General features: G+C 66.9%; 22 protein-coding genes. 12 read left to right on the top strand and 10 right to left on the bottom strand.

Going from position 1 to position 24138, the window contains the following annotated elements:
- Positions 1-240 precede the first annotated feature (240 nt).
- Positions 241-2487, top strand: coding sequence for a VTT domain-containing protein (locus BO1_RS43390; RefSeq protein WP_028222920.1), 2247 nt, complete (start codon positions 241-243; stop codon positions 2485-2487).
- A 76-nt stretch (positions 2488-2563) separates the two neighbouring features.
- On the opposite strand, the gene BO1_RS55235 is transcribed toward BO1_RS43390, so the two are convergent.
- On the bottom strand, positions 2564-2839 hold the full coding sequence (locus tag BO1_RS55235) for a hypothetical protein (RefSeq protein WP_043288840.1): 276 nt from the start codon (positions 2837-2839) through the stop codon (positions 2564-2566).
- Between the two features lie 222 nt (positions 2840-3061).
- Here BO1_RS55235 and BO1_RS43380 point away from each other — a divergent pair, with 222 nt between their 5' ends.
- Together BO1_RS43380 and BO1_RS43375 are read left to right on the top strand one after the other, a co-directional pair.
- Positions 3062-4141, top strand: coding sequence for a Dyp-type peroxidase (locus BO1_RS43380; protein WP_028222919.1), 1080 nt, complete (start codon positions 3062-3064; stop codon positions 4139-4141).
- Complete coding sequence (locus BO1_RS43375) at positions 4134-4934, top strand: family 1 encapsulin nanocompartment shell protein (RefSeq protein ID WP_028222918.1); 801 nt, start codon at positions 4134-4136, stop codon at positions 4932-4934. The genes BO1_RS43380 and BO1_RS43375 overlap by 8 nt, the downstream gene beginning before the upstream one ends.
- Positions 4935-5036: 102 nt before the next feature.
- On the opposite strand, the gene BO1_RS43370 is transcribed toward BO1_RS43375, so the two are convergent.
- The gene (locus BO1_RS43370; RefSeq protein ID WP_245644069.1) at positions 5037-7082 is read right to left on the bottom strand and encodes a TonB-dependent receptor; all 2046 of its coding nucleotides are present in this window, start codon (positions 7080-7082) and stop codon (positions 5037-5039) included.
- On the opposite strand from BO1_RS43370, the gene BO1_RS61600 reads away from it, so the two are divergent.
- Positions 7048-7296 (top strand): hypothetical protein, encoded by a 249-nt coding sequence (locus tag BO1_RS61600; RefSeq protein ID WP_245644068.1) that lies wholly within the window; start codon positions 7048-7050, stop codon positions 7294-7296. The genes BO1_RS43370 and BO1_RS61600 overlap by 35 nt on opposite strands.
- A gap of 417 nt (positions 7297-7713) precedes the next feature.
- Positions 7714-8034, top strand: a complete 321-nt coding sequence (ppnP, locus tag BO1_RS43365; RefSeq protein ID WP_028222916.1) for a pyrimidine/purine nucleoside phosphorylase — start codon at positions 7714-7716, stop codon at positions 8032-8034.
- A gap of 181 nt (positions 8035-8215) precedes the next feature.
- Here the strand turns inward: ppnP and BO1_RS43360 are convergent, their stop codons facing one another.
- The 4 genes from BO1_RS43360 to BO1_RS43345 form a co-directional block, all read right to left on the bottom strand.
- The gene (locus BO1_RS43360) at positions 8216-9364 is read right to left on the bottom strand and encodes an enoyl-CoA hydratase/isomerase family protein (protein WP_043288844.1); all 1149 of its coding nucleotides are present in this window, start codon (positions 9362-9364) and stop codon (positions 8216-8218) included.
- A gap of 33 nt (positions 9365-9397) precedes the next feature.
- On the bottom strand, positions 9398-10183 hold the full coding sequence (locus BO1_RS43355; protein ID WP_028222914.1) for an enoyl-CoA hydratase: 786 nt from the start codon (positions 10181-10183) through the stop codon (positions 9398-9400).
- A gap of 19 nt (positions 10184-10202) precedes the next feature.
- Positions 10203-11906, bottom strand: a complete 1704-nt coding sequence (locus tag BO1_RS43350) for an AMP-binding protein (RefSeq protein WP_028222913.1) — start codon at positions 11904-11906, stop codon at positions 10203-10205.
- Between the two features lie 70 nt (positions 11907-11976).
- The gene (locus tag BO1_RS43345) at positions 11977-13110 is read right to left on the bottom strand and encodes an acyl-CoA dehydrogenase family protein (RefSeq protein WP_028222912.1); all 1134 of its coding nucleotides are present in this window, start codon (positions 13108-13110) and stop codon (positions 11977-11979) included.
- A 250-nt stretch (positions 13111-13360) separates the two neighbouring features.
- Between BO1_RS43345 and BO1_RS43340 the strand changes: the two genes are divergently transcribed.
- The 4 genes from BO1_RS43340 (at position 13361) to BO1_RS43325 (ending at position 17132) form a co-directional block, all read left to right on the top strand.
- Positions 13361-14359, top strand: a complete 999-nt coding sequence (locus BO1_RS43340) for an AraC family transcriptional regulator (protein ID WP_043288843.1) — start codon at positions 13361-13363, stop codon at positions 14357-14359.
- A gap of 145 nt (positions 14360-14504) precedes the next feature.
- Positions 14505-14759 (top strand): DUF4148 domain-containing protein, encoded by a 255-nt coding sequence (locus BO1_RS43335; protein ID WP_028222910.1) that lies wholly within the window; start codon positions 14505-14507, stop codon positions 14757-14759.
- A 293-nt stretch (positions 14760-15052) separates the two neighbouring features.
- On the top strand, positions 15053-16354 hold the full coding sequence (locus BO1_RS43330) for an NCS2 family permease (RefSeq protein WP_028222909.1): 1302 nt from the start codon (positions 15053-15055) through the stop codon (positions 16352-16354).
- A 244-nt stretch (positions 16355-16598) separates the two neighbouring features.
- The gene (locus BO1_RS43325) at positions 16599-17132 is read left to right on the top strand and encodes a cytochrome b (protein ID WP_028222908.1); all 534 of its coding nucleotides are present in this window, start codon (positions 16599-16601) and stop codon (positions 17130-17132) included.
- A 120-nt stretch (positions 17133-17252) separates the two neighbouring features.
- On the opposite strand, the gene BO1_RS43320 is transcribed toward BO1_RS43325, so the two are convergent.
- On the bottom strand, positions 17253-17546 hold the full coding sequence (locus BO1_RS43320; protein WP_028222907.1) for a DUF1488 family protein: 294 nt from the start codon (positions 17544-17546) through the stop codon (positions 17253-17255).
- 345 nt (positions 17547-17891) lie between these two features.
- On the bottom strand, positions 17892-18110 hold the full coding sequence (locus BO1_RS43315; RefSeq protein WP_028222906.1) for a DUF2964 family protein: 219 nt from the start codon (positions 18108-18110) through the stop codon (positions 17892-17894).
- A gap of 403 nt (positions 18111-18513) precedes the next feature.
- On the opposite strand from BO1_RS43315, the gene BO1_RS43310 reads away from it, so the two are divergent.
- The 3 genes from BO1_RS43310 to BO1_RS61595 all read left to right on the top strand — a co-directional run bounded on the left by BO1_RS43310 (position 18514) and on the right by BO1_RS61595 (position 22217).
- Entirely contained in the window at positions 18514-20460 is a 1947-nt protein-coding gene (locus BO1_RS43310; RefSeq protein WP_043288839.1) for a sigma-54-dependent Fis family transcriptional regulator, read from the top strand.
- 69 nt (positions 20461-20529) lie between these two features.
- Positions 20530-21660: a VIT1/CCC1 transporter family protein gene (locus BO1_RS43305; protein ID WP_028222904.1), complete on the top strand. Its 1131-nt coding sequence runs from the start codon at positions 20530-20532 to the stop codon at positions 21658-21660.
- 257 nt (positions 21661-21917) lie between these two features.
- Complete coding sequence (locus tag BO1_RS61595; protein ID WP_043288841.1) at positions 21918-22217, top strand: 2Fe-2S iron-sulfur cluster-binding protein; 300 nt, start codon at positions 21918-21920, stop codon at positions 22215-22217.
- Positions 22218-22328: 111 nt separating this feature from the next.
- On the opposite strand, the gene BO1_RS43290 is transcribed toward BO1_RS61595, so the two are convergent.
- Both BO1_RS43290 and BO1_RS43285 read right to left on the bottom strand, forming a co-directional pair.
- Positions 22329-22619, bottom strand: coding sequence for a DUF4148 domain-containing protein (locus BO1_RS43290; protein WP_028222902.1), 291 nt, complete (start codon positions 22617-22619; stop codon positions 22329-22331).
- Positions 22620-22875: 256 nt separating this feature from the next.
- On the bottom strand, positions 22876-24138 hold a 1263-nt coding region (locus tag BO1_RS43285), incomplete at its 5' end, for a type VI lipase adapter Tla3 domain-containing protein (protein ID WP_028222901.1).

Raw genomic sequence — 24138 nt, 5'->3', positions numbered from 1 at the left:
CGAAAACAAGTTAAGGCCAACGGCCGGCAACCTGCGAACGCACTAGACCATCCAGTCGCACGCCGCCCTACTAGCGCCTCTGCGCCGCCTCCGGGCGCATATCCGCCCACCCGGTTATATTTCGCATGGAGCGCCACGCGCAATCAACCACAGCGGAACGCAACGAACAGCAACCAACTGCTCACGCAGTTCCCCCCTCCCATTTAACCGCTGCCACTGCAGCACCCAGCCGCCCTCTCAATGGAGCACGCCTACGTCCAGCTGCTGCACCTGCTTGCCGACTATCCGGGCTGGACGCTGGCGTTCGTGGTCTTCGCCGCCTTCATCGAATCGCTCGCGCTCGTCGGCACGTTTTTCCCCGGCAGCACGGCCATGTTCATCGCAGGCGCCTTCGCGGGCACGGGCACGCTCAATCTGGGCTGGCTCTTCGCCTGCGCCATCGCAGGCGCCGTGGCCGGCGACGCCCTGAGCTTCTGGCTCGGCCACCGCTATCGCGACTCCATCGCCCAGATCTGGCCGTTCAGCCATTACCCCGCCATCCTCGAAAAAGCACAGTCCTACTTCGAAAGCCACGGCACGCGCAGCGTCATCCTCGCGCGCTTCGTCGCGCCGCTGCGCGCGGTGGTGCCCCTGGTCGCGGGCATGGCAGGCATGTCGCCAATGCGCTTCTTCGTCATGAACGTGATCTCGGCGCTCGTCTGGGCGCCCGCGCACATCGTGCCGGGCGTGGTGTTCGGCGCGTCGCTGCAACTGGCGGGTGCCGTGTCGTTCCGGCTCGTGGTCGCGCTCGCGATGTTCGTGCTCGCCGGCTGGCTGGTCTGGCGCGTCACGCACATGGTGCTCGGGCACGTGGATGCCTGGGCGAGCGCCTCGCGCCGCGCCGCCGCGCGCTGGGCCGCGGGCCACCGGGGTCAGGCGGCGCGCCGTCTCGCGCGCGCACTCGATCCGCAGCAGCCGGCACTCGGCGCCCTGCTCGCCGTCACAGCGCTCGTGCCCGTGTGCGCTGCGGTGTTCTCCTATGTGCTCAGCAATCTGCTGCACGGCGCGCTGCTCGTGCAGATCGACCAGTCGGTGCGCCAGTTCTTTCATTCGATTCACACCACCTGGGCCGACGACGTCCTCGCCCACGTCGAAACGCTCGGCAGCAATGACACGCTCGCCGCGCTCGTGGTCACCGTCTCGGCCTGGATGGCGCTCGAGCGGCGCTGGCGCACCATCGGCTACTGGGCGCTCGCCGCCGGCGTCTCGCAAGCGCTCATCCTCGTGCTGCGCTTCGCGATCCACCACAACGCGGCCGGCGCGGCGCACGTGGGCGCCTATGTGTTCCCGAGCGACCGCGTGGCCTCGATGGTGATCGTCTACGGCTTCGCCATGTTCCTGCTCGTGCGGCGCGTGAACATGGCGCAGGCGGCTGCTGTCGCGACGGTGGGCAACGCAATCGTGGTCGCGGTCACGTTCGCGGGGCTCTATTTCGAGCGCTTTCTGTTCTCCGACGCCATCGGCGGCGCAGCCTTCGCCTCGATCTGGGTGTGGGCGGTCGTGCTGCTCTCGCTATGGCGCTATCCGCAGCGGCCCGCCGATCGCAACTTCATGCCATCCATCGTGCTTGCCGTGCTCGCGCTGGCCTTCGTGCTGCAGCGCGGCGCGGCAGAGCGCGAGGCCGCGCTCGCATCGCGCGCCACCGTGCCGCCGGTGGTCGTCACGCAGCTCGCATGGACCGATTCGCTGTGGAGGACCTTAGCCTGCTATCGCATCGACATGAAGGGCGAGCGGCGCGAGCCGATGACGATCCAGTGGGCCGCCAGCGCGAGCGACCTGCGCGCGGCGCTGCGCGACGCCGGGTGGAGCGAGGGCGCGCAGTTCTCGCTGAAGAGCGTGCTCTCGCTCGTCGCGCCGAACGTGGATGTGCTTTCGCTGCCGCTCCTGCCCAAGCTGAACAATGGCCTGCCTTCGCCGCTCGTGTTCGAGCGCGCGCATCTGCCTGAGAACCCCGCGCGGCCCGGCAGCCGCCGCGACGTGCTGCGCTTCTGGCCGACGGGCTACGCAATCGAGCGGCGCGCGGGTGCGGCAGCCGATGCGCAGATGGGCACGAGCGAAGCAACGGGCGCAAGCGAGACCGCTGCCGCGAGCGGAGCAACGCGCGCAACGATGGGCATGGGGGGGCCCGCAGGCGCGACGACGCCGGCACCATCGGCCGGCGGCCCGGATCTCACGCCGATCTGGGTGGGCTCGCTCGTGCACGAGCGCTTGCGGCGCGCATCCTGGCCGTTCAACGTGCTGACCACCTACATCGACAACGCCGACTACATCGCCGCCGCGAACATTGCCAGCGGCGACGGCAATGCGGGGCACGCCGGCAACGCGCGCAACGCCGGCCCCGATCTGGCCGCGCCAGGCCAGCCCTCAGGCTGGCACGCGGTCACCATGCCCGGCAGCGAGGGGTGCGAAGGCCGGTCCGTGACGCTGATCGTTTCCGGCACCCACTAAGCCCACTGAAGAGCCCACTGAGCCCGCGCCGAACGCGCCAGGCCCACCGCCGCCCCGCCGTCAGGCCGCAGGCGCGCTAGCCGCTGTGGCTTTCGGCCCAGCTTCCCGTGGCGCGAAAGCGGTCGATGCGCTCGCGCGCGTCGGCATAGGCCGCGTCGAGCGCGGCGTCGGGGCCGACGTAGTTGCGCATCAGATCGTGGAAGCGGATGCTGCGCCCTTCCACATGCGCGTCCGCCCCATGGCGGCAGATGTAGCCGCTGTAGTGGAAGAGCGGCTCGGGCGAGCGCGGCCCGAACGCCGGAATCGGCAACACCCAGATCTCGAAGCCTTCATGCTCGGTGTGATCCCACATGGTGTGTCTCTCATGAGCCGTGACGACGCCTATCGTCGCACGTCAAGCCACTCGCCTGCAAACCGCCCTTTTTCGCGAGTTTGGCTAAACTATGCGGGCAGCGCGCTCGCGCGGCGCCCCATGCCCCCGCCGCGAGCCGCACCATGCGAAGCGCCATCCGCCCCGACCTGGCACCGAACTACGCCGAACCAAGCCGAACCAAGCCGAGCGATACCCCACACCATGACGCCCTCCACCCCAACGCCCGATCCGCAGTCCGTCTCCACCTCCGTCACCCGCAACGCCATCTTCATCGTCGCGACCCTCAACGAAGGCGCCGCGAGCCGCGCCGCCGTGCGCGCCTGGTGCGCCGACGTCGCCAACCTCGCGCGCGCGGTCGGCAAGCGCGTGCCCAGCGGCAACCTGTCCTGCGTAGTGGGCTTTTCGTCCGACGCATGGGACCGCCTGTTCGGCGACCCGCGTCCGGCCGAACTGCACCCGTTCCGCGAATTCGGCTCGGGCGAGCGCGTGGCCGTCGCCACGCCCGGCGACCTGCTCCTGCACATCCGCGCCGACCAGACCGACCTGTGCTTCGAGCTGGCCACCCAGCTGATGAACCGCCTCGAAGGCGCGGTCACGACCGTGGACGAAGTGCACGGCTTCCGCAATTTCGACATGCGCGCGATGATCGGCTTCGTCGACGGCACCGAGAACCCCGAAGGCAACGAAGCCGTGCATTTCACGGTGATCGGCGCGGACCAGGACCCCGAGTTCGCCGGCGGCAGCTACGTGCTGGTGCAGAAGTACCTGCACGACATGAAAGGCTGGAACGCGCTGAACGTGGAGGCGCAGGAGCGCATCATCGGGCGCACCAAGCTGCAGGACATCGAGCTCGACGCGGACGTGAAGCCAAGCTGCTCGCACAGCTCGCTCACCACGCTCACGGACGCCGACGGCGACGAGGTCAAGATCCTGCGCGACAACATGCCGTTCGGCCGGCCCGGCTCGGGCGAATTCGGCACCTACTTCATCGGCTACGCGCGTTCGCCCGCGCCCATCGAGCAGATGCTGGAGAACATGTTCGTCGGCCGGCCGCCCGGCAACTACGACCGTCTGCTCGACTACAGCCGCGCCGTCACGGGCAGCCTCTTCTTCGTGCCTTCGCAGCCGCTGCTCGAGGCGCTCGCCGAGCGCGAGCCGGGCCTCGCAGGCAGCGTGGATACGAACCTCGACGATCAACCCGAATCCGAGCCCGCCGCCGCGCCAGGCGCGGACGGCTCGCTCGCCATTGGATCCCTCAAAGGAGCACCCCGGTATGAATAATCTCCATCGCGAGCTGGCGCCCATTTCCTCGGACGCGTGGTCGCAAATCGAAGAAGAAGTCGCGCGCACCTTCAAGCGCTCGCTCGCGGGACGCCGTGTCGTCGATGTGAAGGGCCCCGGCGGCGTGGACCTCGCCGGCGTCGGCACCGGGCACCAGAGCGGCATCGAGGCGCCGCTGGAAGGCATCCGCGCGCGCCAGCGCGAAGTGAAGGCGCTGGTCGAGCTGCGCGTGCCGTTCGAGCTTTCGCGCGAAGCCATCGACGACGTCGAGCGCGGCGCGGAGGACTCCGACTGGCAGCCGGCCAAGGACGCGGCCACGCGCCTCGCGTTCGCCGAAGACCGCGCGATCTTCGACGGCTACAAGGCCGCGCAGATCACCGGCATTCGCGAAGGCACGTCGAACCCGCTGCTGCAGATGCCCGCCAACGTGGCCGATTACCCGGCGGTGATCGCGAAAGCGCTCGAACAGCTGCGCCTGCAAGGCGTGGACGGCCCGTACGCGGTGCTGCTCGGCTCCGACGCCTACACGGCCGTGAGCGAGGCAAGCGACTCGGGCTACCCGATCCTCGAGCACATCCGCCGCCTCGTGAAAGGCGAGATCATCTGGGCGCCAGCGCTCGAAGGCGGCAGCATCCTCACCACGCGCGGCGGCGACTTTGCGCTCCACCTGGGCCAGGACGTCTCGATCGGCTACGCGTCGCACGACGAGAACACCGTGCGCCTGTATCTGCAGGAGAGCTTCACGTTCATGATGCTCACGTCCGAGGCTTCGGTCACGGTCACGGCGGAATAAGCGCGCGGCCGCATGGCACGCATGCAAAAAAGCGGGGGGCGCCCGGTGGTATCACGGGCGCCCCCTGCTTCGTTTACGTCGCGGCGTTAGCGCCGCCAGGCATCACTGATAGAAGTTCAGCGTGACCATGGCCGAGCGGCCCGGCGCCCAGGTCGCGTAGATCGGATACGCGCTCTGGTAGTACTGTCGGTCGAAGATGTTGTTCACGTTCAACTGCAGATCGACCTTCTTCGAAACGCGCCACGTCGCCGAGGCGTCGAAGCGCGCGTAGCCCGGGATCCACTTGCGCGTGGTCGACGAAACCGACGCGTACGTCTCGCTCGACACCGTCGCGCCCGCGCCCAGCGTGAGCTTCGGCATCACGTCGTAGCTCGTCCACAGCGTGAAGTTGTGCTTGGGCACCATCACCATCGGCAAGCCGGAGTTCTGCGGGCTGGTCGGGCCGGCGTTGGTCGTGATCGCATCGAGATACGAATAGCCGCCGAACACGGCCCACTGGTTCGTCACGTTGCCGGCAAAGCCGAACTCGAAGCCGCGCACGCGCTGCGAGCCCGCGTTGATCGTGCCGCCGAGGCCATCGCTCACACGCGCGTTGGTCTTGTCGGTCTGGAACAGCGCCGTGGTGAGCGAGAGACGCTCGTGGAGCACGTCCCACTTCGCGCCCACTTCGATATTGCGCGAGCGCTCGGGCGCGAGATTCTGGTTGGCCGCCGTGATCTGGTCGGTGCCGCCGCCCAGGCCCGAGTTCGAGCCCGGCGGATTCGCCGAGGTGCCGTACGACGTGTACAGGCTCAGCGTCTGCACCGGCTTGAACACGAGGCCGAACTGGTAGCTGAAGAGATTCGAGGTGTTCGACAGATCGGGCACGCCCGCCTGCTGCGCCGTGACGTCGAAGCGGTCGAAGCGCAGGCCCGCGTTGAAGATCCAGCGCTCGGAAAGCTGCACGCTGTCGAACAGGTAGGCCGAGGCGATGTTGGTCTGCGTATGCGTGGCCGGGCCCGGGAAGCTCTTGTCGCCGTTGAGCAGCACGCTGCCGGTCCACGGATTGTTCGGGTTCCAGTACGCGAGCGGCGTGCAGTTGTAGGCCACCGAGCACGGGCCGCCCGAGCGGATGTTGTTGCCCTTCGAGTCGGTCACGAGATAGCCCTCGTAGAGATCCTGCTCGTGGCTGAACTCCACGCCCGCCGTGAGCGTGTGGCGCATGCCGTAGAGATCGAATTTGCCGTTCGCCTCGGTCTGGTTCGCGACGCTGTTGGTCGCGTACTTGCCGCTCTTCGCCTGCAGGCTCAGGATGTTCGAGGTCGCGCTCGTGAGCTGCGGGTTCGTCGCGATGTAGTCGAGCGTCGAGCGGCCGAACATCGTCGTGTTCTTGAGCTTCCACGCGTCGTTGATGCGGTGCTCGACTTTCACTTCACCCGTGTCGTTCTGCCCGCGCCGGTAGTCGCGCGCGTTCAGGCCGTAGAACTGCCCGCGGTTGGTGGGCACCGGTGTGCCGCCCGTGGAGCGGAACGGCACGCTGAAGTCGGGCATGTCGTAGGTGTTCAGGTGGTAGTAGCTCAGCGTGACCGTGGTCGGCGTGTTCAGGCCGAACGCGATCGAGGGCGCCACGCCCCAGCGCTTGCTGTAGATGTCGGTGCGGCCCGGCTGGTCGGCGTCGTGGCCCATCGCGTTCAGGCGGATCGCCGTGGTGTCGTTGAGCTTCTGGTTCCAGTCGACGGTCGCGCGGCGGTAGCTGTCGGTGCCGAGGCCGACGCTGCCGTTGATGAAGTTCTCGTTTAGCGGCGTCTTCGTGGTGATGTCGATGCTGCCGCCCACCGAGCCGCGCCCCGCGTACACCGAGTCCGGGCCCTTCACGACGCTGATGTTCTCCACGTCGAAGGTCTCGCGGTTCTGCACGCCCGAGTCGCGCATGCCGTCCACGAAGATCGAGTTGCGCGACTCGAATCCGCGTATCACGGGACGGTCCGCCGAGGGGTTCGCGGCCGCGTCGCCGCCGAGGAACGTGATGCCGGGCACCGTGCGCAGCGCGTCCTGAAAGGTCGTGACGTTCTTTTCCTTGAGGACTTCTTGCGGGATCACCGTGACCGAGCGCGGCGTGTCGATGAGCGGCGAGGTGAACTTGTACGAGTCGAGCGTCTTCGCCTGCATCTCGGAAGGCGCCGACATGACCTTCACGGCGGGCAGCGTGGCTTCGGCGGCAGCGCTGTTGGTCGCGCTGCTGGTCGCGCTGGTGCCGGCATCGGTGGCATTGGCCGTGGGCGCGGCTGCAGACGGGGCGGAGGTTGCCGGCGATCCGGTGGCCGGAGACGCAGCGGCGGAGGCTCCAGGCGTCGCCGGCGCCGTGTGGGCGGCCTGGGCGTGAACGGCCGATGCGAAAAAGCCGGAGCAATACAAGGCAGCGACGGACGCGACAGCGCGCATCCGCGTCGGGAAGAGGACGGACATGGTGAGCGGTTGGGTCGAAGGCGGACACGTCCGAGCAGGGCGTCACGCGCCGCCTGCATCAGCGAAATCCTGTGTTGAGTCATTTTTTGAGAATGCGTATGATTCTCATTTGCTGTCGCAATTGTAATTAAGCGTTATGTTTATGTAAACACTCGCTACGCATTTCGCAGGCTTTCACTCACAGATTCCCGGCGGCCGGTCCGGCCGAATCAGCGTGGCCGCTTCGCCGCGCGCGTCGAGTGCCGGGTATCATGTCGGTCCCGCTTCGGGCGCGCAGAACCGCGCCCGCCTGGCGCCAACGCATCCATTCACGACGACTCAGAGGAAGACCGCCATGACGGCCGCAACACAATTCGACCAGGTTTCCGTAGTCCGCAAAGCCAATGTCTACTTCGACGGCAAGTGCGTCTCGCACACCGTGCTGTTCGCCGACGGCTCGCGCAAGACGCTAGGCGTGATCCTGCCGGGCCAGCTGAACTTCGGCACCGACGCGCCCGAGCTGATGGAAGTGCAAGGCGGCAAGTGCCGCATCCGCCTCGACGGCAGCGACGAGTGGAAGACCTACGGCGCAGGCGAGTCGTTCTCGGTGCCGGGCAAGAGCCGCTTCGACATCGACGTCATCGAGACGCTCGACTACTGCTGCAGCTATCTGTAAAGCGCCGGGCGCGCACGCGCCCGTGGCAATACGCCCACGCCCGCCCTGCTTCGCGCACGGCGGGCGTTTGTTTATTCATGGGGCGTGCTGCGGGAGATCGCGGCGCGTGGAGCGCCGGAGATGAGGTGAGACGCGGCGCGCCGATTCGCGCGCGCCGCGAGGGTTCAGCGCAGGAATCGAATCACGCGCCCAGATCGGCGAGCGGATGCGTGCCCGCGCGCCACGGCGAGCACAGGAAATGCTGCACGCGCTCGTCGCGCAATTCGGCGAGTGTCGCAGGCGCCCAACGCGGCTTGCGGTCCTTGTCGACGAGATGCGCACGCACGCCTTCGCAGAAGTCGCCCTCTTCGATCGCGCGCGCAACGATCCCGAGCTCCATGCGGAAGCTCTCGGCCAGCGTCATCTGGCGGCCGCGCAGCAGCGCCTCGCGCGCGACTTCGAGCATGGTCGGCGAGTAGTGCGTGAGCGCTTCGAGCGTGGCTTCGAGCCATGCGCGCACGGCCTCGGGCTGCTCGCGCTCGAGATCGGCGCGCAACGTGCGCACGATCTGCTCGACGGGCGTGCGACGCTCGAAGTGCCGCGCAATCAGCGCCGCATGCCCGGCAAGCGTGCTTGCCTCCGGTTGGTAAGACAGCGCGCCGAACACGCCGCGCAGCGCTTCGAGCACGCCGCCTTCGAAGCTGGCCTGCGCGAGGCGCGCCTCATAGCTATCGAGCCATTCGCCCGGCACGCAGAGGTCCGCGAGATGACAGTGGAGCGCGTCGGCGCCCGTGAGCAGCACGCCGGTCAGCCCCACATAGAGCTCGGTTTCCACCGGCATCTTCGCGAGGAAATGCGTGGCGCCCACGTCGGGCAACATGCCGATGCGCGTCTCCGGCATGGCGATCTTCGTGCGCGTGGTCGCCACGCGCAGCGCCGCCGCCTGACCCAGGCCCATGCCGCCGCCCATCGTCACGCCGTCGAGCAGCGCGACGAGCGGCTTCTCGAACGTATGCAGCGCGTAGTCGAGCCGGTATTCGTCGACGAAGAACTGCTGCCAGCCGTTTTCGCCAAGCCGCTCGCCCGCGCGCGCGAGACGGTCGATCGCGCGCACGTCGCCGCCCGCGCAAAAGCCCTTCGGGCCCGCGCCTTCGAGCACGAGCGCGACGATGGTGTCGTCGTGGCGCACGCGTTCGAGCAGCGCGGCGATCTCGCGCACCATCGCGTGCGAGAGCGCATTGAGCGCGGCGGGACGGTTTAGCGTGACGATCGCGACGCGATTGACCACGCGGAACAACACCTCCTGTCCGGCTTCCGGTGCGGCCAGCTCTGATGTGGCCGGCTGAGTTATGGTCCTGGCGGAAGCGGGTATTGCATTCATTGTTTAGTTCTCCATTTCAATATGCCAGCGCGGCTTGCGCTTCTCGAGGAAGGCGTTCACGCCCTCGCGCTGGTTGGGCGAATCGAACAGGTCGACGAAGCGCTCGCGCTCCACCGCGAGCGCCGCGCCGCGCGGCACGCCGTTGCGCGCCTGATGAATGAGCGACTTGCTGGACGTCACGGCCTGCGGGCTGAGCGACGCCACGCGTGCGGCCATGGTAAGTGCGGCCTCGCGCGCCCCGCCCTGCGGGACCACTTCTTCGACGAGGCCGATGCGCAGCGCCGTGGCGGCATCCACGCGCTCGCCGGTCAGGATGATGCGCTTGGCCCAGCCCTCGCCGACGAGCCAGGGCAGCGTCTGTGTGCCGCAGCCGCACGGCAGCAGGCCGACGGCCGGCTCGGGCAGCGCGAGCTGCGCGTGTTCCTCGGCGATGCGGATATCGCAGGCGAGCGCGCATTCGAGCCCGCCGCCCATCGCGTAGCCGTTGATCGCGGCAATCACCACGGGCCGCGCGTTCTGCAATGTCTCGAACGCGGCGCCGAATGCCGAGGCCGCCGTGCGCGCCACTTCGTGATCGCCCGTGGCGAATGCGTTCAGGTCCGCGCCCGCGCTGAAGAACTTCGGGCCGCTGCCGGTGATGACGATGGCGCGCACTTTCGCCTCGCGATTGAACGCCTCGATCACCTCCTGAAGCTGGCCCAGGCCATCGACGGTAAACGCATTCGCGGACGGGCGCGCGAGCGTGATGAGAGCCACCGCGCCGTCATGCGCGTATTCGAATTCGATCATTTCGGACTCCGTCTGGATTTCAACGCAGCTCCGGGAAATCTTCTTCCCAGTATTCGTCGGGCTGGCGCGCGGTATCGTCCGTGCGCTCCATTTCCCGGCGGCGCAGCTCGACGCGGCGGATCTTGCCCGAGATGGTCTTCGGCAACTCGCTGAACTGTAGCCGGCGAATGCGCTTGTACGGGGCGAGCTTTTCGCGCGAGAAGCGGAACACCTCGCGCGCGAGATCGGGGCCGGCCTCGTAGCCCTGGCGCACGCTAACGAATGCCTTCGGCACCGAAAGCCGCAATGGGTCGGGGCTCGGCACCACGGCCGCCTCGGCAATCGCCTCGTGCTCGATCAGCACGCTCTCGAGCTCGAACGGGCTCAGGCGATAGTCGGACGACTTGAACACGTCGTCGGCGCGGCCCACGTAGACGTAGTAGCCGTCGTCGCGGCGCAGCGCCACGTCGGACGTGTGATAGTAGCCGTTGCGCATCGCCTGCCCAGTGGCCTTCGCGTTGTTCGCGTAGCCCGTCATCAGGCCAAGCGGACGCTGCTCGAGCGGCAAGGCGATTTCGCCTTCGCTCACGGCTTGATCGTCGGGGTCGACGAGCTCGACGCGGTAGCCCGGCAGCGGCCGGCCCATCGAGCCCGCCATCACAGGTTGGCCCGGCGAATTGCCGATCTGGCAGGTGGTCTCGGTCTGGCCGTAGCCGTCGCGGATCGTGATATCCCACGCGTGACGCACGCGCTCGATGATCTCGGGATTGAGCGGCTCGCCCGCGCCCACGATCTCGCGCAGCTTGACCGCGTAGCTCGCGAGCGGCTCCTGCACGAGCATGCGCCACACGGTGGGCGGCGCACACAGCGTGGTCACGCCGCATTGCACGAGCGCGTTGAGGGTGTCTTTCGGCACGAAGCGCACGTAGTTGTAGACGAACACGCAGGCCTGCGCATTCCACGGCGCGAAGAAGCAGCTCCACGCGTGCTTGGCCCAGCCCGGCGAGCTGATGTTCCAGTGCACGTCGCCGGGCATGAGGCCGATCCAGTACATCGTGGAGAGGTGCCCCACGGGATAGCTCTGATGCGTGTGCTCGACGAGCTTGGGCTTGGACGTGGTGCCCGAGGTGAAATAGAGCAGCATCGGGTCGCTCGCGCGTGTCGGGCCGTCGGGCTCTAAGGCCGCGCTCGCTTCGTAAGCACGAGAGAGATCCACCCAGCCTTCGCGCGACGCGCCCACCGCGATGCGCTTCACGCTCGCATCGAGCGCGTCGAATTTCGCGAGCTCGGCCGCATCCACCACCACGAAGCGCGCGCCGCCCGCCTCCACACGCTCGCGCACGTCGTCGGGCGAGAGCTGCGTGGTCGCGGGCAGCACCACGGCGCCCAGCTTCATCGCCGCCAGCATCACGTCCCAGAGCTCGACGCGGTTGGGCAGCATCAGCAGCAGACGATCGCCGCGGCCCACGCCTGCCGAGCGCAGGAAATTCGCCATGCGCGAGGAGCGCTCGGACATCTGCGCAAACGAATAGCGCGTGCCACCGTTCGCGAGATCGTCGACGATCCACAGTGCCGGGTTGTCGTTGCCGCGCGCCATCACGTCGAAATAATCGAGCGCCCAGTTGAAAGTATCGAGCTGCGGCCACGCAAATTCCTCATACGCACGCGCGTAATCGGTGCGGTGACGCAGCAGCAGCTCGCGTGCGTCGATGAAAGCCTGTGCGGAAGGGGTGAACCCGGTCATCGTCGTCTCCAGTCCCAAGGCGCGTGTGCGCGCTCATTTATCGATGCATCGAATACTTCGTCATCCTTTCTTATAGCTGTCGCGCGATCACCATGCGCTGCACTTCGCTCGTGCCTTCGTAGATCTGCGTGATGCGCGCGTCGCGGTAATGGCGCTCCACCGGATAGTCGTTGAGGAAGCCATAGCCGCCGTGAATCTGGATCGCGTGCGAGCACACTTCCTCGGCCATTTCGGAAGCAAAGAGCTTGGCCTGCGAGGCCTCGGAAAGACAGGGCTTGCCGAGCGTGCGCAGCTTCGCCGCATGATGCACGAGATGGCGCGCGGCGTTGATGCGCGTGTGCATGTCGGCGAGCATGTTCGCCACGCTCTGATGCCGGATCAGCGGCTCGCCGAACTGCACGCGCTCGTGCGCGTAGGTGCGCGCCGCGTCGAACGCCGCGCGCGCGATGCCGAGCGCCTGCGCCGCGATGCCGATGCGCCCGCCTTCGAGATTCGACAAGGCGATCTTGAGGCCCTCGCCGCGCTGGCCGAGCAGGTTCTCCTCGGGAATCGCGCAATCGACGAGCGAGATCGGGCAGGTGTCCGAGGCGCGAATGCCCATCTTCTTCTCGTGCGGCCCCACGTTGAAGCCCGGCGTGCTGGTGGGCACGACGAAGGCCGAGATGCCGCGCTTGCCCGCGTCGGGATCGGTCACCGCGAACACGATCGCGAGGCTCGCGCGCGAGCCGTTCGTGACGAATTGCTTGTTGCCGTTGAGCACCCACTTGCCGTCGCGCAGCTCGGCGCGCGTGCGCAGGTTGTTGGCCTCGGAGCCGGCCTGCGGCTCGGTCAGGCAGAACGCGCCGATCATCTCGCCGCTCGCGAGCTTCGCGAGCCAGCGGTCCTTCTGCGCGTCGGTGCCGTACTGGAGGATCGGCCCGCAGCCCACCGAGTTGTGCACGCTCACGAGCGTCGCGCACGAGGCGCAGCCCGCGGCGATCTCCTCCATCGCCAGCGCATAGGCCACGTAGTCGGTATAGGAGCCGCCCTGCTCCTGCGGCACGATCATGCCGAGAAAGCCCAGCTCGCCCAGTTGCGCGACCACCTCGTCGGGTAGCTTGCTGTCGCGGTCCCATTGCGCCGCGTTGGGCGCGAGGCGTTCGGTCGCGAAGTCGCGCGCGGCGTCGCGGATCATGCGTTGATCGTCGGTATAGAACTCGTCCATCTGTGTCCCCTTCCTGTCTTGCCTGCGCGCTCGCGCCACGAAACGCGAACGCCTGTGCTTGAACTGTCACTCCACGCGGCCGCTGCCGCAAGGTCTACGAAAAGTTTAGGCATCCGCGCACCGGCATTCGATGCCCGCCACGATCAAAATCGATGAGCGGATTTGCCATAATATCGCCGACAACCCCACCGGAGGCCGATCCTTGCAGCCAGAGCAAACCAGCAAGGTGAGCGAAAAAGGCACGATCGCGATGAGCCTCGTGCACGAGACGCTCGCGCGGGCGCACGGCATCGACGTGGCGCCCATCGTCGAAGCGGCGGGCATCGCGGCGAGCGCGCTCGCTGCGCCCCATGTACGCGTGAGCGCAGCGCAGTACGGCGCGATATGGTCGGGCGTCGCCCGCGCGCTCGACGACGAATTCCTCGGCCAGGACTCGCACGCCATGAAGAGCGGGAGCTTCATCGCCATGACGCACGCGGCGCTCGGCGCCCAGACGGGCCGCCAGGCGCTGCAGCGCACGGTGCACTTCATGCGCCTCGTGCTCGACGACTTGGCGGCCGGGATCGACATCGACGCCACGCGCGTGCGCATCGCGTTCCGCCAGCGCGCGGGCACGCCCGTGCCGGTGATGTTCGCCTACGCCACCTGGTTCATCCTCGTCTACGGGTTGCTAAGCTGGCTCGTGGGGCGGCGCATTCCGGTGATCGCGGCGCGCTTTCAGTGCCCGGCGCCGCCCGACGCGCACGAGTACCAGCTCATGATCTGCGAGGACATGAGCTTCGATCAGCCCGACTCGTGGTTCGATCTCGCGCCCGCGTTCCTCGACTTGCCCGTGATCCAGACCGCCGCCTCGGCGCGTGCGTTCCTGCGCAACGCGCCCGGCAATTTCGTCGTGAAGTATCGCAATCCGGGCTCGTTCGCGGCGCGCGTGCGCCGCGCGCTGCGCGCCCTGCCCGCAAACGCCTGGCCGGACGCCGACGCCATCGCGCAGCGCCTGAACGTCGCGCCCGCGACGCTGCGCCGACGCCTGCACCAGGAAGGGCACAGTTGCCAGTCAATCAAGGACGAGCTGCGCCGCGACCTCGCGCTCGAGGCCTTGCTCGATCCCGCGCGCTCGGTCGCCGACGTCGCGGCCGCTGTGGGCTTCGCCGAGCCAAGTGCGTTCCATCGCGCGTTCCGCAAGTGGACGGGCCGGTGCCCCGCGGAGTACCGGCGGATGCGCGAACGTCCCGCTTCGAAAGCGCGGTGAGGGTCCGTTGAGGGTCGGTTGAGGATGCGCTGACCGCGGCGCGCAAACCCGCGCACGACACGCGCATTTTTCTTGTTGCAAACCTTTCAGTTATCGAGATAAGACCTATAATTTTAGGGTTATCCCTAATACGAAAGGCATTGCCATGGACACTCTTTCGCGTGTAGCGCTTGGCCTGCTGACCGCAGCATGCTGCGTCGCTTCGACGAGCGCACTGGCCCAACCGTACAACCCATCCGCTCCGTTGACGCGCGCCCAGGTGCGCGCGGACCTGGCTGAATGGCGTGCGGCGGGCTACGATCCGCTCGACTGGATCAACTATCCCGAAAACGCCCAGCACGCCGGCGCAATCGTCGCGCAGCGACGCGCCGCGGCTGCGATGCAGCCATCGGTGCAGTAAGCGGGTCACGCTGAAGACTCTCCCCTCGGCGGGAGCGTCGATCCGTCTGTCAGGACGGACCGATGCTCCCGCTTTGTGTTTTTTGCCGCGCCCACGCCCCTCCCCCACCCGCATTTGACGCACCGCAAACTGTTGCGGCCGTTCCACGTTCGCTCCGGCTTTTCTGCACTTACCGGACAATTGTTTAAAATCCCGCCCACAAGCCGCGCGAACCGGCCTCGAGCGACGCGCCCGTCGCCCGCCGGCGCCCCTTCCCACAACAAATCCGCACGACTCTCAAGGGCCCGACCTTCATGGACGCCATCAAACGCTATTTCGGATTCGAAGAAGCAGGAACGAACCTGCGCACCGAAGTGCTTGCCGGTTTCACCACCTTCCTCACGATGGCCTACATCATCTTCGTGAACCCGGCGATTCTCGGCGACGCCGGCATGCCGAAGGAGTCCGTCTTCGTCGCCACTTGCCTCGTCTCGGCGCTGGCTTCGATCATCATGGGCCTCTACGCGAACTACCCTATCGCACTCGCGCCCGGCATGGGCCTGAACGCCTACTTCGCGTACGCCGTGGTCAAGGGCATGGGCTTCACGTGGGAAGCGGCGCTCGGCGCGGTGTTCATCTCCGGGTGCCTGTTCTTCGTGGTCACGCTGCTGCGCGTGCGCGAGGCGATCATCAACGGGATTCCGCATTCGCTGCGCGTCTCGATCACCTCGGGCATCGGCCTGTTTCTCGCGATCATCTCGCTCAAGACCTCGGGCGTGATCGTCGGCAGCCCCGCCACGCTCGTCCAGCTCGGCAACCTGCACGACCCGCACACGATCCTCGCGATCATCGGCTTCTTCGCCATCGTCACGCTCGACGTGCTCAAGGTGCGCGGCGCGATCCTGATCGGCATCGTGGGCGTGACCATCCTCTCGTTCTTCTTCGGCGGCAACCAGTTCCACGGCGTCTTTTCGGCGCCGCCCTCGATCGCGCCGACCTTCGCGCATCTCGATATCAAGGCCGCGCTCTCGACCGGCATCCTGAACGTGGTGCTGGTGTTCTTCCTCGTCGAGCTGTTCGACGCGACCGGCACGCTGATGGGCGTGGCCAACCGCGCGGGCCTGCTCGTGCACGGCAAGATGCACCGTCTGAACCGCGCGCTGCTCGCCGACAGCACCGCGATTCTCGCAGGCTCGATCCTCGGCACCTCGTCGACCACCGCCTATATCGAAAGCGCCTCGGGCGTGCAGGCGGGCGGGCGCACGGGTGTGACGGCACTCACCGTGGCCGTGCTGTTCCTCGCAAGCCTCTTTGTCGCGCCACTCGCGGGCGTGGTGCCCGCCTACGCAACCGCGCCGGCGCTGCTCTACGTGTCGTGCCTGATGCTGCGCGAACTCTCGGGCCTGCCCTGGGACGACGCCACGGAAGTCGTGCCCGCCGCGCTCACGGCGCTCTTGATGCCGTTCACGTATTCGATCGCGAACGGCGTGGCCTTCGGCTTCATCTCGTATGCGGGCCTGAAGCTGCTGACGGGCCGCGCCCGCCAGGTGCGCCCGATCGTCTGGATCATCGCGGCGGTGTTCCTGTTCCGCTATTTCTACCTCGGCTCGGAGTAAGCGCATCCAGCCTTTGCGCGCGGACGCCACGGCGGCGTTCGCCCGATGCACAAACGGGCGGCTTGCAGTGTGGACTGCGGGCCGCCCGTTTTCATTGATGCGCTGCATCACGCGCTGCGGCCACGATCCGGCGCAAGCCAGGTCAAGTATTCCGGCCGCGCAGACGCCCGGTGCGCTGCGACGTCCTTATCATACGGATACCTCACGCTATCGACGCTAACGCCGCACAAAAAGGAACCGCCCCGTGGCCACGTACCCCGCCTCCGCAGAACGCTACTCGAAGCCCGCGATCTTCTTTCATTGGGTCATCTTTCTGCTCGTCGCGCTCGCCTATCTCGCCATTGAAGTGCGCGGCCCCAAAGGTACCGACAGCCGCGTGTTCTGGAACAACGTGCATTACTGGGCTGGCACGCTCGTGCTCGTGCTCGCCGTGCTGCGGCTCTTGTGGCGCATGTGGCAGGGCTCGCCGCAGGACATCGACTCGAACCGCGTGCTCACGTTCCTCTCGCGGCTCGCGCATCTGGCGCTTTACGTGTTCATCTTCGTGCAGCCGCTGCTCGGCATCCTGACGATCAATACCGGCGGCAAGCCGGTCACGCTCGCGGGCATCGACCTGCAGATCATGCTGGTGGGCGCCGACCCGCTCGCGCGCAAGGTCATCAAGGACGCGCACGAGCTCATCGGCAATGCGTTCTACTGGATCATCGGCATCCACGCGCTCGCGGCCATCGGGCACCATCTGGTGTTCCGCGACAATACGCTGCGGCGCATGACCTGAGCCGGGCTCGCGCGCCAGGCTCGACGCACGCCTGGCGTGAGCCAAACGAAAACGCCCCGCGGCCTCAGGCAGGCCGCGGGGCGATCTCAAGCTACCCGTGACAAATCAGCAATAAGCCGCTCAGGACGCCACGGCATGCGCCTGCACGAAGCGCACATAGCCGCTGCGCAGCGTGAGGCACTGCGCGCGCGTTTCGGAAAGCAGCCGGCGCGCGACCGCCTCGATGCGCTCGCGATGGTGATCGAATGCGTCGAGCATGTCCTCGGCACGGGTCGATGCCGCGCCGAAATGGTCCTCGAGCGCCGCCGCCGTGATCGTACATTCCACCCGCTCTCCATCGATCATTGCCGGAAACGCCAAGGTCAGGTCGGGTCCCGAGTATTCGGGCACCTCGTTCGGAAACAGGATCTGCATGGAAGTGGCCTTAGGTTGAGAGTGAGCGGGCCGCGCCTTTCGATGCTCCTCCACGACATACGCGCGGTTTAAAAACCGACCGCCGCAAGTGTCGCTACGCTCGACACGATTGCGGCGGCCGTCTGGATTCACTTTAGGACACTTCCGGCTAGCTGCAAGCCCGACTTTGTCACACGCACGAAAAGATCTTCGTATCCGGCATTTTTCAGCGTTCTGCGAACTGGCCGTTGCGCGCGCAAACAGATACTCCCGCACCCGGCATGGCGCACTGCAACATTGCATGCGCCGGCCGCACGCACGGACGGCGCAACAGGCATCCAGCCTGGCGGACCCGAATGCGCGAACTCACGACTCGCGATGCTGGCGATGCTCGATTTCGATGTCCTTCGGGTGCACCGTGAGCATCGCCACGAACGCGACGATGCCGCTCGACACGATCACCATGCCGTAGAGCACGACTTGTTGCTCGTCGAAGAGCAGACCGTGAATCGCGACCGCGAGCCCACCCAGCGCAACAAAGACGGCGAGTGCCGCCACCAGGATCCTCAATTCGCCTTGGACCATGACGGCCCTCCGCAAGGAGCCGCGGCGGCGCCAACGACCCCGTCATACCCAGTGCGCCGCCGCCGGGACGCCACACGCGTGCGCCCCTGTCTTCATCCTGGCATTCGCGCGCGCAAAGGCAAGCCGCACATTGAGCGCACGATCACGCACGCAGCGCGCACGCGGCGGCGCCCCATGCGCCACTGTCCCCAAACGGGCGGATTGGCCCGGAATCGCCCGGATGTGGCGCGCGCCGACCTTCCTGTACCATGGCCCGTCAGATATCGCTGCCGGAGCGCGGCCACCGCGCACCGCCATGCTGCGGTGCCGCGAAGCGCCAGCGCAGCGTCAAACAAGATTGGAGACACGCGTGACCCGACACCCCTCCGCCACCGTCAAGCCACCCGAAGCGGCCCGCGCGGACATGATCGCCCAGGCGCATGCGCGCTCGCGCGCCATCGGCTTGCGCGTCTCCGAGGCGCCGGATTTCCAGCCGCTCGGCCGCACCGATCTGCGCGGTCTGATCGACGTGAATCACACGCTCTACGCCGAGGCGCGGCCCGTGATGGATGCGCTGCACGCGCAGATCGTCGATACGGAGAGCATGGTGCTGCTCACCGACCGCAACGGCGTGATCCTGCACAGCCTCGGCGACACCGACTTCGTCGAGAAAGCGCGGCGCGTGGCGCTGCGTCCCGGCGTCTCGTGGGCCGAGCGCGACCGCGGCACGAATGCGATCGGCACGGCGCTCGTCGACGGCCAGCCCACCACCATCCACGCGGGCGAGCACTTCCTGCACGCGAACCACATCCTCACCTGCTCATGCGCGCCGATTGCCGATCCGTGGGGCCGCACGCTGGGCGCGCTCGACGTGAGCGGTGAATCGCACGGCTTTCACAAGCACACGCTCGCGCTCGTGCGCATGTCGGCGCAGATGATCGAGAACCATCTGTTCAACACCGAATTCGCCGAGGCCATCCGCCTGCAGTTCCATGCGCGCGCGGAGTTCATCGGTACGCTGTACGAAGGACTGGCCGCGTTCGCCGCGGACGGCACTCTGCTGTGCGCCAACCGCAGCGCGCTGTTCCAGTTCGGTTCCACACTCGCTGCGCTGCAGCAGCGCGGCTTCGAAGCGCTGTTCGGGCAGCCGTTTCCGGCCTTCATGCAGCAGCTCATGCGTGCGCGCGGGGAATTCGTCTCACTCACGCTGCCGAGCGGTGTGCGCGTGCTTGCGCGCGGCACGCCGGGCGCGGCGGTCGTGGGCGCGCAGCCGGCCTGGCCCGAACGCGCCGCCCGCGAGCGCGAGAAAGACCCGGTGGGCGCCGCCCCAACGGCGAGTACGCGCGCACCCACGGCCGCCTGGCAACCCACGCTCGCCGACCTCGACACCGGCGACGCGCGCGTGGCCGGCGTGCTCGAGCGCGTCGCACGCGTGCGCGGACGCGACATCCCCGTGCTCGTGCTCGGCCGCACCGGCACCGGCAAGGAATGGCTCGCGCGGGCGCTGCATCAGGATTCGCCGCGCCGCGACGCGCCGTTCGTCGCGCTCAATTGCGCGGCGCTACCCGATACGCTGATCGAAGCCGAGTTGTTCGGCTACGAGGACGGCGCGTTTACGGGCGCCAAGCGCCGCGGCAGCGCCGGCAAGATCGTGCAGGCGCACGGCGGCACGCTCTTTCTCGACGAGATCGGCGACATGCCGCTCGCCCAGCAAGTGCGGCTCATGCGCGTGCTGCAAGAGCGCGCCGTCGTGCCGCTCGGCGGGGCGCGCGCGGTGCCGGTCGACTTGCGCATCGTCTGCGCGACGCACCGCGACCTGCGCGCGATGATTGCCGAAGGCAGCTTCCGCGAAGACCTGTACTACCGCATCAACGGGCTCGCGGTCACGCTGCCGCCGCTGGCCGAGCGCACCGATCTCGACGCGCTCGTGGTGCGCGTGCTGGCCTATGTGCGGCGTGAAATCCACGACGCGCCCACGAGAATCACGCCCGAGGTGCGCGAATACTTCGGGCGCTGCCGCTGGCCCGGCAATCTGCGTCAGCTCGCGAACGTTTTGCGCACCGCCGCGATCATGGCCGAAGGCGAGAACGCCATCGACGTCGTGCATCTGCCCGAGGATCTCGCGCACGACTGCGCACCGGCTGAAAGTGACGATGGTATCGAAGCCCGCGACACCGCTGCCCCGCAGACGCCCGTCGCCCCGTGCGCGCCTAAGGAAAGCGCTCACGCCTCGCGCCCGGCCCGTCTTTCGGACTGGCAGGCGCGCCTGATCGACGACGCGCTCGCGCGCCACGACGGCAACGTCTCGGCGGCGGCACGCGAGCTGGGTCTGGCGCGCAACACGGTGTATCGGCATCTGCGGCGACGTTGAGGTGCGCCGCGCCGCCGGATGCGTACCGCCAGGTTAAGCTTCGCGTAAAACGCATCTCGCACGCGCATCATGGCCTCCGCCCAGGAACTCCACCGCTACCGGCGCAATCTTGCCGACGAACTCGACAGCGCCGCCGTCTACGACACGCTCAGCGCAGTCGAGAAGGACGTGGACCGGCGCCAGATCTTCGCCGAACTCGCGGCGTCGGAGCGTGAGCACGCCCAGGTGTGGCACGACAAGCTCGCCGCCAACGGCGTGCGCGTGCGGCCGCACCGGCGCAGCGCGAAGACGCGCCTGTTGCAGACACTCACGCGTTTCTTCGGCCCCTCGCTCGTGCTGCCCACCGTGGCCGCCGCCGAGTACGCGGACCGCGACCGCTACGCGCACGAACCCGGTGCGGAGAAGCTCTCGGCGCAGGAGCAGCAGCACGCCGCCATCGTGCAGTCGATCGTGGCGAGCAAGCGCGCGCACGGCCAGTCGAAGGGCGCGCAGATCGCCGGCGCCGAGTCGTGGCACAAGGGCGCGACCTCGGGCAACGACCTGCGCGCGGCCGTGCTCGGCGCCAATGACGGGCTGGTCTCGAACTTCTGCCTGATCATGGGCGTGGCCGGCGCCGGCAGCGGCAACCGTGCGATCCTGCTGACCGGCCTCGCCGGGCTCATCGCGGGCGCGTGCTCGATGGCGCTCGGCGAATGGCTCTCGGTGACCAACGCGCGCGAGCTCGCGCGCACGCAGCTCGCCAAGGAAGCCGACGAGCTCGAGCACACGCCGGACGCCGAACGCCACGAGCTCGCGCTCATCTACCAGGCGAAGGGCATCGACGCCGACGAAGCCCGCCGCGTGGCCGCGCAGATCATGCGCGACAAGGACGAGGCGCTCGCCACGCTCGCGCGCGAAGAGCTAGGCATCGATCCGAAAGAGCTGGGCGGCAATCCGTGGACGGCCGCGGCCGTGTCGTTCTGCCTGTTTGCGCTGGGCGCGGTGTTTCCCACAGCGGCCTTCCTGTGGGCGCACGGCACGGCGGCCATCGTGCAATGCGTCGCGCTGAGCACGCTGGGTCTCGCAGCCGTCGGCGTATTCACGTCGCTGTTTAACGGACGCAGCGCGGCGTTCTCGGCGTTCCGGCAGATCACCATCGGCCTCGCCGCTGCCGCGTTCACCGCGGGTGCGGGCCACCTGCTTGGAGTATCGGTTTCATGAATGTCGACGAAGCCCGCCAGCGCGCGGCCAATGCAACCCGCGAGAGCGGCAACAGCGGCGAGCGTGTCAACGTGCCCGAGGCCAGCGCTGCGGACGGCCCATCGGTGCCATCGGTGCCATCGGTGCCGTCGGTGCCGTCGGTGCCATCGGTGCCATCGGTGCCATCGGTGCCATCGGTGCCATCGGTGCCATCGGTGCCATCGGTGCCATCGGTGCCATCGGTGCCGTCGGTGCCGTCGGTGCCGTCGGTGCAATCGGTGCAATCGCCACCATCGGTGCCGCTCGTGCGCGTGGAGCCGCTTGGCCGCACGTTCGAAGCGCCGCCTGAACTCACGCTGCTCGAGGCGGCCGGATTTGCCGGCATCCGCCTGCCGCGCCTGTGCCGCAACGGCACGTGCCGCACCTGTCTATGCCGCGTCGTGAGCGGCGAGGCGAGCTTCACGATCGAATGGCCGGGGCTGTCGCGCGAAGAAAAGGCCGAAGGGTATGTGCTGACGTGCGTCGCGGTGGCACGCACGGATCTCGTGCTCGACGTGCCCGACGCGGAGCTTTTATAGCCCGCGCTGGCGCCCGTCCCAAACGACAAGAAAGCAACCGGCCCGCGACTTCACATCGCGGGCCGATTGCCTTTTGTGGTGCCGGGGTGTCAAGCGTCCCGGTGAACGGCGTTATTCGCCGCCGAAATACACCGACTGCGGACCCTTGCGGGCGGCTTCGGAGACGTACATCCCGCCGGCCATCGACGACGAGTTGCTCACGCCGCCGTACGAGCTGTCGCCCTGGGTCACGGGCGCGTTCACGGCCGTCGTGGCGACGTTCTGATTGCGCTGGGTCTGCTGGAACTCGATGAGCTGGGCGCGCACCTGGTCGCGCGTGAGGCCCTGGTCGGACTGGGCGAAAGCGGCCAGCGGCGCGGCACAGGCGGTAGCAATGACAACGGCTTGAATGATCGACTTCATGACGGTTACCTCCAGAATTGTTCGAATCGCCTGGCATGGTGCATCGCGTCGCGCACCGCAGGCGTCGATTGGATTCTAGGCAAGCGCGGGCTCCGGATATATGGCGATCACGGTGAATTCCAGTTGCGAATATCGCAATAATTCGCGTCCGGCAACTCCACCGCAGTGGCTGGCCACATTTCTCGCCCAAATCGCACCACGCACGATTTTTTTCGCACCAACTGCACTCATTACCCGCTCGGCTGTTATGCCATCGTCAGGGCGAGCGGTATTTGAAGGGGTCAGTACCGCGGTGCTTTGCGTTGTCCGCCTTGCTCGCTTCGTCCGGCGGACTCACCATCACGATGCTGGCCGTGCCGTTCTCCATCAGGTTCACCGTCGCACTTGCCCCGCCCTCCTGATAATTCGCGATGGTCGCCAGACAGATCTGCACCAGCGCCGAACTCACACCCGTGTTGCCAATCCGGCGGCCGATGTCGTAACCCTCCTTGACTTCGCCGATATCGATGCCTTGTGCGTTTCCATGCAACGCCTGTGTCAGTGGAATGATCCATTCCCGGCTGAGCGTCGTGTCATAGAACACGCGGGTGGGTTTCGCGCCTGCCGGCAACGTCGCCATGGCGTCCTTCCAGCCCACCTGCAACATCTTGACCTGATCCGCCCGCTTGAGCTGCTTGCCCTGATCGTCCGTCAGTTTGATATTCACCGGGCGATGCAGATAGCCAAGCAACGGCGCTTCATCGAATTCCTCGAGCTGCCAGTTTGCCCATCGCACAGGCAGGAACGGACTCGGCTTGAAATCGCCCGGACCCTTGTTATCGATCTGCTTCCAGAGTTCGGGCAGCTTCGATATCCACCAGTCGGTTTTCATTGTGCTGATGCCATTTATTTGACCTGCAGCCTTATTCACCTCGTCCTGATATTTATCGTCCTCAGCCCAATAGAAATTCCATAGCTTGATGATGTCATATTGCGTCTTGGTCTTGTCGATGTCGCCGGGAACCGGGACCGCATAGGGACGCACGAGACGGTCCACGCGATCCGTGCGGGCAACCAGCAGCCCTCCCATGCTGTCCGGCACCGGTGGTATAAACGCGCCCGGCGGATCTTTGGGCATACCGGGCGTATGCAGTCCCCAGCGGTACTGCATCCCGTCCTGGCTCACGATCAGCGCAGCGGGCACATCGGGGTGTTTGTCGAAAAAATCGAAAAGCTCCGTTAGCGCCGGCGCTGCGCTGCTGATGTTGTGGTCATCGATCCACAAAAACTCCGTAACCCCCAGTCCTGCATTCTGTCGTGCTGCTGAGATTTCGAAAGCAGCTCGGTACGGACTGTCTTTATCCTTCGGGGGGCCCAGAATGATCACCGGCACAGGCCAGTGGTCAACAGCTTCGCCTGCTACGTACCGGAAAGCGGCACTCGTATCGACTGTAGAAAAAATTTTTCTTTGATCCGGATTTTTTCCGTACTCCTTGGGATCAGGTTCCCGAGACAGGATTGATGCGTAATTGTCGGCCTT

This window comes from Paraburkholderia oxyphila NBRC 105797 (genome assembly GCF_000685075.1).
Classification (GTDB): Bacteria; Pseudomonadota; Gammaproteobacteria; order Burkholderiales; family Burkholderiaceae; genus Paraburkholderia; species Paraburkholderia oxyphila.
Note: the sequence above shows the minus strand (reverse complement) of the source record. Positions and strands in the feature narration are given on the sequence as shown.

Coding starts and splice junctions, on each gene's coding strand:
- BO1_RS43370 (WP_245644069.1), bottom strand. CDS start 7,082: ATGCAGGCGAAGACGCTCGACTCGTACAAGTTCACCTCGCCGCTCATC.
- BO1_RS43330 (WP_028222909.1), top strand. CDS start 15,053: ATGGACGCCATCAAACGCTATTTCGGATTCGAAGAAGCAGGAACGAAC.
- BO1_RS43310 (WP_043288839.1), top strand. CDS start 18,514: ATGATCGCCCAGGCGCATGCGCGCTCGCGCGCCATCGGCTTGCGCGTC.
- BO1_RS43305 (WP_028222904.1), top strand. CDS start 20,530: ATGGCCTCCGCCCAGGAACTCCACCGCTACCGGCGCAATCTTGCCGAC.
- BO1_RS43375 (WP_028222918.1), top strand. CDS start 4,134: ATGAATAATCTCCATCGCGAGCTGGCGCCCATTTCCTCGGACGCGTGG.
- BO1_RS55235 (WP_043288840.1), bottom strand. CDS start 2,839: ATGTGGGATCACACCGAGCATGAAGGCTTCGAGATCTGGGTGTTGCCG.
- BO1_RS43350 (WP_028222913.1), bottom strand. CDS start 11,906: ATGACCGGGTTCACCCCTTCCGCACAGGCTTTCATCGACGCACGCGAG.
- BO1_RS43335 (WP_028222910.1), top strand. CDS start 14,505: ATGGACACTCTTTCGCGTGTAGCGCTTGGCCTGCTGACCGCAGCATGC.
- BO1_RS43340 (WP_043288843.1), top strand. CDS start 13,361: ATGAGCCTCGTGCACGAGACGCTCGCGCGGGCGCACGGCATCGACGTG.
- BO1_RS43345 (WP_028222912.1), bottom strand. CDS start 13,110: ATGGACGAGTTCTATACCGACGATCAACGCATGATCCGCGACGCCGCG.
- BO1_RS43390 (WP_028222920.1), top strand. CDS start 241: ATGGAGCACGCCTACGTCCAGCTGCTGCACCTGCTTGCCGACTATCCG.
- BO1_RS43320 (WP_028222907.1), bottom strand. CDS start 17,546: ATGCAGATCCTGTTTCCGAACGAGGTGCCCGAATACTCGGGACCCGAC.
- BO1_RS43290 (WP_028222902.1), bottom strand. CDS start 22,619: ATGAAGTCGATCATTCAAGCCGTTGTCATTGCTACCGCCTGTGCCGCG.
- BO1_RS43380 (WP_028222919.1), top strand. CDS start 3,062: ATGACGCCCTCCACCCCAACGCCCGATCCGCAGTCCGTCTCCACCTCC.
- BO1_RS43315 (WP_028222906.1), bottom strand. CDS start 18,110: ATGGTCCAAGGCGAATTGAGGATCCTGGTGGCGGCACTCGCCGTCTTT.
- BO1_RS43355 (WP_028222914.1), bottom strand. CDS start 10,183: ATGATCGAATTCGAATACGCGCATGACGGCGCGGTGGCTCTCATCACG.
- ppnP (WP_028222916.1), top strand. CDS start 7,714: ATGACGGCCGCAACACAATTCGACCAGGTTTCCGTAGTCCGCAAAGCC.